Annotated in this window: 10 protein-coding genes; 4 read left to right on the top strand and 6 right to left on the bottom strand. The window is 66.4% G+C overall.

Annotated elements, in window-relative coordinates:
• Positions 1-145: 145 nt before the first annotated feature.
• Genes QM590_RS22865 through thiO form a run of 3 tightly spaced genes read right to left on the bottom strand, consistent with a single transcriptional unit; the run spans position 146 to position 2,155 of the window.
• Positions 146-898, bottom strand: coding sequence for a thiazole synthase (locus tag QM590_RS22865; protein ID WP_269596512.1), 753 nt, complete (start codon positions 896-898; stop codon positions 146-148).
• On the bottom strand, positions 891-1,106 hold the full coding sequence (thiS, locus tag QM590_RS22860; RefSeq protein ID WP_269596511.1) for a sulfur carrier protein ThiS: 216 nt from the start codon (positions 1,104-1,106) through the stop codon (positions 891-893). The genes QM590_RS22865 and thiS overlap by 8 nt, the downstream gene beginning before the upstream one ends.
• A complete protein-coding gene (thiO, locus tag QM590_RS22855) occupies positions 1,103-2,155 on the bottom strand; it encodes a glycine oxidase ThiO (RefSeq protein WP_269596513.1) in 1,053 nt (350 codons plus the stop codon). Before thiO ends, thiS begins: the two co-directional genes overlap by 4 nt.
• 158 nt (positions 2,156-2,313) lie before the next feature.
• Between thiO and thiE the strand changes: the two genes are divergently transcribed.
• Positions 2,314-3,006 (top strand): thiamine phosphate synthase, encoded by a 693-nt coding sequence (thiE, locus tag QM590_RS22850; protein WP_068048054.1) that lies wholly within the window; start codon positions 2,314-2,316, stop codon positions 3,004-3,006.
• 2 nt (positions 3,007-3,008) lie between these two features.
• Here the strand turns inward: thiE and QM590_RS22845 are convergent, their stop codons facing one another.
• Positions 3,009-3,857 carry an NUDIX hydrolase gene (locus QM590_RS22845; protein ID WP_269596510.1) on the bottom strand — a complete coding sequence of 283 codons (849 nt, stop codon included), beginning with the start codon at positions 3,855-3,857 and terminating at the stop codon, positions 3,009-3,011.
• Between the two features lie 86 nt (positions 3,858-3,943).
• Here QM590_RS22845 and QM590_RS22840 point away from each other — a divergent pair, with 86 nt between their 5' ends.
• From QM590_RS22840 to QM590_RS22830, 3 genes are read left to right on the top strand one after another with little or no spacing between them, the layout of a single operon-like run.
• Positions 3,944-5,248: a GlnX family signal transduction membrane protein gene (locus tag QM590_RS22840; RefSeq protein WP_231893724.1), complete on the top strand. Its 1,305-nt coding sequence runs from the start codon at positions 3,944-3,946 to the stop codon at positions 5,246-5,248.
• Entirely contained in the window at positions 5,245-6,216 is a 972-nt protein-coding gene (locus QM590_RS22835) for a glutamate ABC transporter substrate-binding protein (protein ID WP_269596509.1), read from the top strand. Before QM590_RS22840 ends, QM590_RS22835 begins: the two co-directional genes overlap by 4 nt.
• Before the next feature lie 12 nt (positions 6,217-6,228).
• Positions 6,229-8,637: a serine/threonine-protein kinase gene (locus QM590_RS22830; protein WP_269596508.1), complete on the top strand. Its 2,409-nt coding sequence runs from the start codon at positions 6,229-6,231 to the stop codon at positions 8,635-8,637.
• Here the strand turns inward: QM590_RS22830 and QM590_RS22825 are convergent.
• Positions 8,634-9,815 carry an acetate kinase gene (locus tag QM590_RS22825; RefSeq protein ID WP_269596507.1) on the bottom strand — a complete coding sequence of 394 codons (1,182 nt, stop codon included), beginning with the start codon at positions 9,813-9,815 and terminating at the stop codon, positions 8,634-8,636. The genes QM590_RS22830 and QM590_RS22825 overlap by 4 nt on opposite strands.
• Positions 9,812-11,935, bottom strand: a complete 2,124-nt coding sequence (gene pta, locus QM590_RS22820; protein ID WP_269596506.1) for a phosphate acetyltransferase — start codon at positions 11,933-11,935, stop codon at positions 9,812-9,814. The genes QM590_RS22825 and pta overlap by 4 nt, the downstream gene beginning before the upstream one ends.
• Positions 11,936-11,954: the final 19 nt, after the last annotated feature.

Here is an 11,954-nt window from a genome sequence, read left to right as displayed (position 1 = left end):
CCACAACAGTCGGAATCAACAACAACCGACTCCAGACAGCTTGACATTGAGCGGCATTTCACGAACGCGCGCGCGTTTGCTGGAATTCAGCACCCCAGGCAACGCAGCACCACAGGCAACGCAGCACCCCAGGCAACGCAGCTGATCACATGGGCGAGCTGGCCTGAGCCCAGAATCGTTTCGGAATTCGACCCGCATGCCTGGCCTGGTAGCCCGCGGCCACCGCGTTCCGCATCGCCGACGCCATCAGTGCCGGGTCCTTTGCCCTGGTCACCGCAGTCGCGAGCAGCACCGCGTCGCAGCCGAGTTCCATTGCGAGGGTGGCGTCGCTGGCGGTGCCGATGCCCGCGTCGAGGATCACCGGCACAGTTGCAGCGTCGACGATCATCTCGATGTTGTGCGGGTTGGCGATGCCGAGGCCGGTGCCGATGGGTGAGCCGAGCGGCATGACGGCGACGCAGCCGATGTCCTCCAGTCGCTTCGCCAGGACCGGGTCGTCGGTGGTGTACGGCAGCACCTGGAAGCCGTCGTCCACGAGTTGTTCTGCGGCCGTGACCAATTCGATGGCGTCGGGCAGCAGGGTTCGCTCGTCGGCGATCACTTCGAGCTTCACCCAATCGGTTTCGAGCGCCTCACGGCCGAGTTGCGCGGTGAGCACTGCTTCGGCCGCGCCGCGGCAGCCTGCTGTGTTGGGTAGCGGCGCGATGTTCAACCGGCGCAGCAGATCCAGCACACCCGTCCCACCCGCAGCGTCGACGCGGCGCATCGCGACGGTGGTCAGTTCGGTTCCCGACGCGACGAGGGCTTCCTCGAGTACCGCGAGATTCGCCGCTCCCCCGGTGCCGGTGATGAGCCGGGAGGTGAAGGTGCGATCGGCGATGACCAGTTGTTCAGCCACCCTGAACCGCCGTGAGAACGTCGATGGTCCAACCCTTTTCGACGCTGGTGGTGTCCCAGCGACTCTTGGGCAGCACCGCTCCGTCGACGGCGACGGCGATACCCTTCTGGGGCAGGCCCAGGAATTCGAGCAGCCGACGCATGGTCATGTCCTCGGTGAGCAGGTGGTCCTCGCCGTTGACAGTGATGCCGATCGCGACCTGTGTCATGGTGTCCTCTCGATGTGTGCAAAGCGTTCGGGTGTGGCTGCTTTCGCCTCGGGCAGGGCGTCACCGGAGATCAGCGCGGCGACAGCGTCGGCGGTGATGGGCGCGAGCAGGATGCCGTTGCGGCCGTGTCCGGTGGCGACGACGACGTTCTCGGCGAGTCTGCCGATGATCGGGAGTCCGTCCGGGCTCATCGGCCGTAGGCCGGCAGCGGTTTCGTACAACTCGTATTCGCCGATGCTCGGCATGAGTCGTTCGGCGTCGGCGATGAGGTCTCGTACCCCGGCGACGGTGACCTGGGTGTCCTCACCGGATTCGTATTGTGTTGCGCCGACGACCAATCCGTCACCGCGTGGCACCAGGTAGATCGGACGTCCGTGCACGGTTCCGCGAATGGTGCGGTGCGGCGGCGGTGCGGCGCTGGGCCTACGACGCAGCCGCAGGATCTCGCCTTTCACCGGCCGGACCGGCAGTGTCGGCCACAGTGCGGAACAGCGAGAACCAGCGGCCAGGACCACCTGATCGGCGTCGGGAAGTGCGTCGACCGAGCTAGCCACGAACTCGACGCCCGCGTCCAGACATCCCTGCTCGAGCGCGGCGATCAGCATCCGATTGTCCACCGACAGTTCGGTCGGAGCCAGCAGGCCCAGTCGAATGTTCTGCGCCAGAGCAGGTTCGAGCTCACGCAGCTGCGCCCGTCCCAGAATCTCGAGTTCGTGTCCCTGCTCGCCCACCCACTCGGCGATGGTGCGTAGGTCGGCCGCATCGGCGGAGTCGAGGGCAACCGTCACCGATCCTGCTGCGGAGAACACCGAGGGGCCGGGAAGGCGTCGGGCGAATTCCGGCCAGCGCGCCAACGACGCGGCACCGAGATGCAGCAGTTCGTGTTCGCCGGGCCAACCCTCGGACAACGGTGCCAGCATTCCGCCCGCGACCCACGACGCGCCTTTTCCCAGCGCGGGATCGTGCACGACGACCCGATGACCGTCCTCGGCCAGGCGCAGCGCCGTCGACAACCCGATGACGCCTCCGCCGATAACGACGATGTACACGCGATTCACGTCCTCACTCCCTGCGCCCGCATGATCGGGTTCAGGTATTGACGGTAAGGGCGGCGAACCCACTCTCAGCCCCACGATCCCCGGGACTCCCGCGATTTCTCGGCCACTCCGTCGTCGGTGGCGGCCACCATGAGAATACAGTTCGCTTTGTGCATCCATCTCAGACCGCCCGCAATCAGACTCCCCGTGAGCGTCTTGCGTCCGCTCGCCTGTACCTGTGTACCGATGCCAGGCGCGACAAGGGCGATCTCGCGCAGTTCGCCGAGGCCGCGTTGTCCGGTGGCGTCGACATAATCCAGCTGCGCGACAAGAACTCCGCAGGCGAGCGCGAGTTCGGCCCCCTCGAGGCCAAGGACGAGCTCGCTGCGCTGGCGATTCTGCTCGCCGCGACCAAGCGGCACGGGGCGCTGTTGGCGGTCAACGATCGCGCGGATCTGGCGTTGGCATCGGGAGCGGATGTGCTGCACCTCGGTCAGGGTGATCTACCGGTGCACTACGCGCGGCAGATCCTCGGCCCGGACGTGGTGATCGGGCGCTCGACGCAGAACCGCGCTCAGTCCTCGCTCGCCGCGATCGAGGACGGCGTCGACTACTTCGCCGTCGGTCCGGTGTGGCCGACGCCCACCAAGCCCAACCGCTCGGCCGCGGGGCTCGAGGCTCTGCGGGCAACTGCGGACGCGCTACCGGAGCGGCCGTGGTTCGCCATCGGCGGCGTCGACGCGACCAACGTGGATCAGGTCAAGGCAGCCGGTGCCGACCGCATCGTGGTGGTTCGCGCCATCACCGAGGCCAGGGACCCGCAGGCGGCCGCTCGTTCGTTGGTTCAGGCGCTACAGGCTTAGAACTACAGCCACGCGAGAACCGACGACGGCGTCAGGACCTGCACCGATTCCGGCAGCCGATCGCGTAGCCCGCGGTCGGCGGTGACCATCGCCGTCAGGTCTCCGCCCCGGTGGGCCTGGTCGGCGAGGGTGTCGTCGCCGCTGCCGTCGGCGAGAATCGTCCGGGTGCGGGGGTCGTCGACGATCGCGTCCCTGGCCTGGCCCTCGAGCACGGCCTCGATGCAGGTGAGCCAGCCGTACTGACCGCTCGGCAGTTCGACGGTGCGCGGCAGCGTCTCGGCGAGCGAGGTCAGCAGTGCACCGGTCGATCCGGCGCGGTCCTTCCACCATCCGTTCGGTCGCGAGCCGAGCACGTTGGCGGTGTCGAGCAGCACCCGCAGCGGCACGGTGCGCAGCGACGGCCAACTGGACGCGAAACCCGGGTGCAACGGGAGTTCGTCGACGATCGACTCCGGCACCCAGCGAAGTTCGGTGCTCTCGCCGTTGGGCACGGTGGTCAGAGGGTGGTCGGTATCGGCGACGACGGTGGTGTACGACCAGCCGCTCTCGACACTGGCGGTGACGCGCTCGCTGCGCACCCTGACCTGTTCGTCGGAGATACCGGCTTCTTCGTTGGCCTCGCGCACCGCCGCGTGCGCGGTGCTCTCGTGGGAATCGCGAGCTCCGCCGGGTAGTGCCCAGGTTCCGCCCTGGTGGCTCCACAACGCTCGGTGCTGCAGCAGCACCATCGGCTCCCCGGTGTTCGACGGCCCGTTCGACGGTGCACGCAGCAACAGTCCGGCGGCACCGTGCTTTCCCCAGTGCCGAGAACCGTCCGCACCGATCACCCAACCGTCCCCGTCACCACGCATGCTCTCCAGCGTAGGGGAATCATCCTTCTGTAGTGACTGCGCTGTAGTGGCTGCAGTACGGTCCCCCTGCTTATATGCTCGGGTGCGTGATCGCGGCCGGCATTACCCCCTCCGCTGCCGTCCCCCCGACAACGGCTACACACGTCGGTGCCGCTGCAGGCAAGCCGCCGGTTCGATACACGATGCGTTCGACGCCTGCGCGGTTGGTCGCGATGGGAACCGCGCTGGTGTTCTTGGCGTTGACGGTCGGAAATCTCGCGTCCACGGCCGTGACCGATCGGGTCGACACCCTCGGCACCCTGTTGGTGCGGACCGAGCCCTTCGCGAACTCGGCACAGAATCTGTACGGGGCACTGTCGGTGGCGGATGCGGCTGCGGCCACCGCCTTCATCGCCGGCGGTCTCGAGCCGCCGGAGGTGCGCGAGCGCTACTCGCAGGCGCTCGGCGAGGCGTCGTCCGAGCTGATCGCGGCCTCGGCCGGGGTCGCCGAGAACGACGCGGCCACCAGCGCGGTGCTGACGCAGATCGCCGCCGGGTTACCGGTGTACAGCGGTCTGGTCGAGACGGCGCGAGCCAACAACCGCAGCGGAAATCCGGTGGGCGCGGCGTATCTCGGCGAGGCGTCGACGATGATGCAGACGACTTTGCTGCCGCTGGCCGAGAAGTTGTACACCGAGCAGGCGTCTCGGGTGTCGGCCGATCAGGAACGATTCACCAGTCCGCCGCTGTTCGCGATCGGCTCGCTGGTGTTCCTGTTGCTGATGACCGGCGTGGCCCAGTGGTACCTGTCGCGGACCACTCGCCGCACGTTGAACGTCGGATTCCTCGCTGCCACAGTCGCTGTCGCCGGCCTGCTCGGATGGATGCTGGTGGTGGGACTGATTTCCTCGATCGCCACCGATCGCGCGATCGACCGCGGCGTGTCTCCGCTGAAGTCCTACACGACGGGTTTCATTCTGGCGCAGCAGGCCAGAGCGGACGAAACTCTCGACCTCGCCCGTCGCGGCGGCGGCCAGGATTACGGACAGTCGTTCGACGCGAACGTCTCTCGGCTCACGGAGATGTTCCAGGGCGACACCGCGGTGATCGATGCACTGAACACGTGGTCGGTCTCGCATTCCAGAATCGATTCTGCCCTCGAGGTCGGCGATTTCAACGGTGCGGTCTCCATTGCCACCGGCACCGGCGAGTCCGATTCCGCGGCCGCGTTCACCGCACTGGACAGCGTTCTGGTCGACGGAATCGAGAATGCGCGAAGCGAACTGCGGTCCAACATCGACCGATCGGTATGGGTGCTGTCCGGGCTGTCGAACGGCGCGTACGTGCTCACCGTCGTCGCGTCGGTTGCCTTCGGCGTCGGCCTGTTCCCGAGACTGCGGGAGTACCTGTGAAACGTCTACTCGCCGTCGGCATCCTGGTCACCGCCCTGTTGGTCGGCTGCGCACCGCCCGAGAGCTCTGCGCCGCAGGTCGACACCACGTTCACCGAACCGCCGCTGCCGGAAGGCGCTTCCGTCGCCGCGCGGCCCACCGAGAGCCCAGCCGACGACGAGTGCGCCCGCCCCACCGCCAGTCTGCGACCACTGGCTACCGGCACCGATGTTCCGCCGCCGCCACAACCGACCGTCGACGCACTGCGCGCCAAGGGCCGCTTGGTCGTCGGACTGGACACGGGCAGCAACCTTTTCAGCTTCCGCGACCCGATGACCGGGCAACTGGTCGGCTTCGATGTAGACATCGCACGGGAGGTCTCACGAGACCTGTTCGGCGACCCCAACCGGTTGGACTTCCGTATCCTCACCTCCGCGGAGCGGCTCGAAGCTCTGCAGAATTCTTCGGTGGACATGGTGGTCAAGACCATGACCATCACGTGCGCTCGCCGCAAGGACGTCCAGTTCTCCACCGTGTACTTCCAAGCGCAGCACCGTGTTCTGGTGGTTCAGGGGTCGGGCATCCGCGGCGTCGAGGACCTGGCGAACAAGCGGGTGTGCGCCGTGGAGGGCACCACGTCGCTGCGACGCCTCCAGCGCGTCCAGCCCGCCGCGACCGTGGTGACGGTTCCGATGTGGTCGGATTGCCTTGTGGTGCTGCAACAACGGCAGGTCGACGCCGTCAGCACCGACGACGCGATCCTCGCAGGTCTCGCAGCACAGGATCCGTACCTCGAGATCGTCGGCGACAGCCTGAGCCCGGAGCCGTACGGGGTGGGAATCAACAAGAACAACGAGGATCTGGTGCGGTTCGTCAACGGAACGTTGGCACGCATCCGCTCCGACGGCACGTGGAATCGCATCTACAACCGGTGGCTGACCGTCCTCGGCCCCTCCCCCGGTCCGCCCAGCGCGTCGTACAGCGATTAGGGGCCTCGGAATATGGACGACGACGAACAGCAGGCAACCGCCCCGGCGGAGCGAACGCAGGCGGTCTCGCGCACCGACGACAGCGAGCGCACCCGGGCAGTGTCGAGAACGCAAGCAGTCTCGGAAACGGACGGCGTCGAGCGAACTCAGGCCGTTTCCCGGTCACCGGTCGACGATCGAACCCCGCCATCGAATGCGTCACACTCCGCTTCCACCCGCTCCAAGACGGGTCGGTCGCGATCCGGTCGATCGCGCAGCACCGGGATTCGGCGGCGACTCGGCGGCGGTCTGGTGGAAGTGCCTCGCGTCGAACCGGTCGATCCTGCCACGGCCGTGATGTCGGATCCGACGGTGCCGCAGCATAAGCGGTTCTGTTGGAAGTGCAACGCCAAGGTGGGCCGCAGTGAACCGGGCGAGCCCGACGTGGCGATGGGCATCTGCCCGCACTGCGGCGCAACGTTCGACTTCACTCCCTTGCTGGAACCCGGCGATCGCGTGGTCGGCCAGTACGACGTGCAGGGCTGCATCGCGCACGGCGGACTCGGCTGGATCTACCTCGCCATCGACCGCAACGTCAGCGACCGCTGGGTGGTGCTCAAGGGACTGCTGCATTTCGGTGACGAAGAGGCCCACGCCGTCGCGGTCGCCGAGCGGCAGTTCCTCGCCGAGGTCGCCCATCCCGGCGTGGTGAAGATCTACAACTTCGTCGAGCAACCCCGCAGCGACGGGTCGACCGTCGGCTTCATCGTCATGGAATACGTCGGCGGCCGGTCACTGCGCGACATCCTCACCTCGTGCGGCGACGGCGCACGCCTACCCGTCGAGCAAGCACTGGCCTATGTCCTCGAAGTGCTTCCGGCCCTGGGCTATCTGCATTCGATCGGACTGGTCTACAACGACCTCAAGCCCGAGAACATCATGGTCTCCGACGACCAGATCAAACTCATCGACCTCGGTGCGGTCGCGGGTATCGAGGACTACGGCTACCTGTACGGCACGGTGGGCTACCAGGCACCGGAGATCGTCAAGACGGGACCGACGGTGGCGTCGGACATCTTCACGGTCGGCCGCACGCTGGCGGTGTTGACCCTGGACATGCCGTCGAAGAACGGCAAGTACCTCGACGGCCTCCCGTCGGTCGAGGAATCCGAAGTGCTACAGCAGTTTCCGTCGCTGCATCGACTGTTGCTGCGCGCGACACACGAGGATCCCACTCGACGGTTCCGATCCGCGGACGAGTTCGCCGGGCAGGCCACCGGTGTGCTGCGTGAGATTCTGGCCATCAGGACGGGTGTCGAGCGGCCGGGACTGTCGACGGTGTTCAGCCCGCCGCGTACGACCTTCGGCACCGAGCAGTCGGTGGGACGAACCGACACCTATGTGGACGGTACGGTACGGCACGAACGAATGACGGCCGCGGAAGTGGTTGCTGCGCTTCCGGTTCCGCTGGTGGACCCCAACGACCCGAGCGCGCCGCTACTGGCGGCGGCCGTACACGTCGAACCTCGACAGACCCTGGACTCGCTGCAGCACGCCAAACGCAACGGCATCGAACGCGTCACCGCCGGAGCCGAATCGAGCCGTTCCGCAGGGTCCTCCAGTCCCGTGGAACTGAGCCTCGAGATCACACTCGCCGAGGTCAAGGCCCATCTGGATCTGGGGAACGTCGTCGAAGCAACCGACATTCTGGCCAAGGTGCAGTCGACCGACCACACCGCGGATCCGTGGCGAGTGCAGTGGTACGCAGGCCTGATCGCGCTGCTGCATCACGAATACGATTCTGCGTTCACGAGTTTCGACAACGTACTCGGGGCGATGCCCGGCGAACTCGCACCCAAGCTCGCTCTCGGAGCCACCTCGGAATTGCTCGGTCATGTGGCTGCGGGCAACGGCGAGGAAGCCGAGAAGTGGCGGGCCCGCGCCGAGGGACTGTATCGAGCGGTGTGGCGGACCAACCGCGGCATCGTGAGCTCGGCGTTCGGCTTGGCCCGGCAGTTGCAGCGGCGCGGCGATCAGACCGGGGCAATCGCAGCGTTGGATCAGGTGCCGATCAGTTCTCGGCACTACTCGATGGCGCGCATGACAAGCGTGCTGACACTGCTGATGGACCGCTCGCGAGCGGAGCTGTCCGAGGCCGATTTCCGTTCTGCTGCACGGCGAGTGGCGTTGCTGCCCAAAGCCGAGAGCCGGGCGCTGCAGATGCGGACACTGGTACTGGCGATGGCGCTGGACTGGATCGTCTCCGGCCACGCCGCCACCGCCGAGCGAGAACCCATTCTCAGTGTCCCGTTCACCGAGGACGGGTTGCGGCGCGGCACCGAGAAGGGCCTGAGGGCACTGGCCCGCAACGCCACCGATCGCGCCCACCGTTTCTCGTTGGTGGACCTGGCGAACGCCATTCGGCCGCGTTCGCTGTTCTAACTGCGTACCAGGCTGTCCGCTGCCCGAGCGATCGCCAGCTCCTCGTTGGTGGGCACCACCAGCACCGTGACGGTCGACGAGTCGGTGGAAATCACCCGAGCCTGCTTGCTGCGCACCGCATTACGCTCTGGGTCGATCTCGATGCCGAAGCCCTCGAGATTTGCCAGGGCATCGGCGCGCACTGCTGCGGCGTTCTCGCCGACACCGGCTGTGAACGTGATGACATCGAGCCGGCCCAGCCCGATCATGTACGCACCGATGTACTTGCGCAGACGGTGGATGTAGACGTCGTATGCCAAGCGTGCGGAGGCGTCGCCGTCGTCGATCCGCTGTTGCAGTTGCCTGAAATCGTTGACCCCGGACAGTCCGATCAACCCGGAGCGACGGTTGAGCAGGGCATCGATGTCGTCGACGCTCATGCCTGCGCTGCGACGCAGATGCAGAATCACCCCGGGGTCGATATCCCCACTGCGGGTACCCATCACCAGACCTTCGAGGGGAGTCAGTCCCATCGAGGTGTCGACCGCCTTGCCGCCGGCGACCGCCGAGGCCGAGGCTCCGTTGCCCAGGTGCAGCACGATCTGATTCAGCTCCGCGAGATCGCGTTCCAGGAACTGCGCCACCTGGTCCGAGACGTAGTGGTGCGAGGTGCCGTGGAAGCCGTAGCGCCTGATGTCGTGCTCGGCGGCGACGGTCGCGTCGATGGCGTAGGTCGCGGCCGCGTCGGGCAGGGAGTGGAAGAAGGCGGTGTCGAACACTGCCACGTGCGGCACGTTCGGCAGCTGCTTCCTGGCGACCTCGATGCCCAGCACGTTCGGCGGATTGTGCAGTGGTGCAAGACTACTCAGGTCCGAGATCTGCTGCACGACGGCGTCGTCGATGATCGTCGGCCGGTAGAACACGGTCCCGCCGTGGACGACACGATGCCCGACCGCGGTGACCGCCTCCAGTTCGACGCCTGCGTCGGCGAGCATCTCGAACGCCAGCGCCAGACCGGCACCGTGGTCGTCGATGTGCTGGATTCGCTCGACACTCTCACCCCGATAGTCGAGTTCGACTCGGCCGTCGGATTCACCGATGCGCTCGACGAGCCCAGTGGCCACGGACTCTCCGGAGCCAGGGTCGACGAGTTGGAACTTGACCGAGGACGAACCGGAGTTGACGACGAGGATGCTCACTTGCCCTCCTGATCGGCTGCGGCGGCAATCCCCTGCGCCTGAATCGCAGTGATGGCGACGGTGTTGACGATGTCCTCGACCAGCGCACCGCGCGAGAGGTCGTTGACCGGCTTGCGCAGGCCCTGCAGAACGGGGCCGACGGCAACCGCACCGGCGCTGCGCTGGACGGCCTTGTAGGTGTTGTTGCCGGTGTTGAGGTCCGGGAAGATGAACACCGTCGCTCGGCCTGCCACGTCGGAATCGGGCAACTTCGACGCGGCGACGGACGGTTCGATCGCCGCGTCGTACTGGATCGGACCTTCCACAAGCAGTTCCGGATTGCGTTCGCGCACAAGTGCTGTGGCTTGCCGCACCTTGTCGACGTCCGCTCCGGAACCGGATTCGCCGGTGGAGTACGACAGCATGGCCACCCGTGGTTCGATCCCGAACTGGGCCGAGGTCTGCGCCGAGGACACGGCGATGTCGGCGAGCTGCTCGGCCGTCGGGTCGGGCACGACTGCGCAGTCACCGTAGGCGAGAACACGATCGGACAGGCACATCAGGAAGATCGACGACACCGTCGACACGCCCTCGGTCGTCTTGATGATCTCGAACGACGGCTTGATGGTGTGTGCGGTGGTGTGCGCGGCACCGGAGACCATACCGTCGGCAATTCCCTTGTGCACCATCATCGTTCCGAAGTACGAGATGTCGGCCATGATCTCGCGGGCACGGTCGATCGTCATGCCCTTGTGCTTGCGCAGCTCGGTGTACTCGGCCGCGAAGTCCTCGGCGTAGTCGCAGTTCTTGGGGTCGAGAACCAACGCACTGTCGAGGTCGACGCCCAGTTCCGATGCGCGTCGTCGAATGGGGCCTTCCTCGCCGAGGATCGTCAGGTCCGCAACCTGACGCTGCAGCAGACGTCCGGCAGCCCGGAGGATGCGATCGTCGCCGCCCTCGGGGAGCACGATGTGCTTGCGATCGGCGCGCGCCCGGTGGATCAGCTGGTACTCGAACATCTGCGGGGTCGTGATGGTGGGAATGGCGATGTCGAGCCGCTCCAGAAGAGTTTTCGCGTCGACCCGCTGTTCCATCAGGCCGAGCGCGGTGTCCACCTTGCGCTGCGAACCCACCGCCACGCGGCCGCGCGTCTGCGCTGCAGCAGACGCGGTATCGAAGGTGCCGAGCTCGGTGGTCAGGATCGGCAATCGGGGGCCGAGGCCCGCGACCAGACGAGCGATCGCCGGATGGGGTTCGATGCCGCCGTTCATGATGATGCCGGCGAGAGACGGAAAGCCCTCCGCCTCATGCGCATTGACGAGGGCGAGCAATACGTCGGATCGGTCTGCCGGTGCAATGACGACGACGCCCTCGGTGAGGCGTTCGAGGATATGCTCGGCCGTCATACCACCGACCATGACCCGCAATGCTTCTCGCTGCAGCAGCGACGAATCACCGGAGTACAATTTGCCGTCCACCGCCTCGAGCAGTTCCGCCATCGTCGGCGCGACGAGGAGCGGAATCTCCGGCAGAGACCACGCGGGCACGCCGACCGACGCCAACGCGTCGGTGACAGCATCGAGATCCTCGGGGGCGCAACGGTTCGCCACGATCGCAGCCAGGTGGGCATGATGCTGACGCAGTTCGCCCTGGCACAGAGTGGCCAACTGCGCGATCTCGTCGGGCGTGCGACCGGACCCGCGCAGCGCAAGCAACACGGGGGCACCGAGATTGACCGCGATGCGCGCATTGAAGCCGAGTTCGCTGGGGCTGCCGACGTCGGTGTAATCACTGCCCACGATCACCACGGCGTCGCACTGGGACGCCACCTCGTGATACCGATTGACGATCTCACTGAGCGCTGCATCCTGATCGGCGTGCACCTGCTCGTACGTGACACCGAGCGACTGCTCGTACGTCAGATCTGCGGTGGTGTGCTCGACGAGCAACTCGAGGATGTAATCGGGCTCGTCGGTCGACCGAGCAATGGGACGGAACACCCCCACCCGGGCCGCGGAAGCGGCGAGCATCTGCAGCACACCGAGCGCGATGGTCGACTTCCCGGTGTCCCCTTCCGGTGACGCGATGTAGATGCTCGATGGATACATGTCCGACGCGTCGGTGCCGCTGGGCTCAGCCATGCCCGCCAGCTTAGTGGGT

Origin of the sequence: Rhodococcus sp. IEGM 1372 (assembly GCF_030056835.1) — a bacterium.
Lineage (GTDB): Bacteria > Actinomycetota > Actinomycetes > Mycobacteriales > Mycobacteriaceae > Rhodococcoides.
The sequence above is the reverse complement of the archived record's forward strand: the minus strand, read 5'-3'. Positions and strand labels throughout refer to the sequence as shown.

Excerpts from the sequence above, each read along its gene's own strand:
- thiS (WP_269596511.1), bottom strand. The coding sequence starts at position 1,106 with ATGACACAGGTCGCGATCGGCATCACTGTCAACGGCGAGGACCACCTG.
- QM590_RS22845 (WP_269596510.1), bottom strand. The coding sequence starts at position 3,857 with ATGCGTGGTGACGGGGACGGTTGGGTGATCGGTGCGGACGGTTCTCGG.
- QM590_RS22830 (WP_269596508.1), top strand. The coding sequence starts at position 6,229 with ATGGACGACGACGAACAGCAGGCAACCGCCCCGGCGGAGCGAACGCAG.
- pta (WP_269596506.1), bottom strand. The coding sequence starts at position 11,935 with ATGGCTGAGCCCAGCGGCACCGACGCGTCGGACATGTATCCATCGAGC.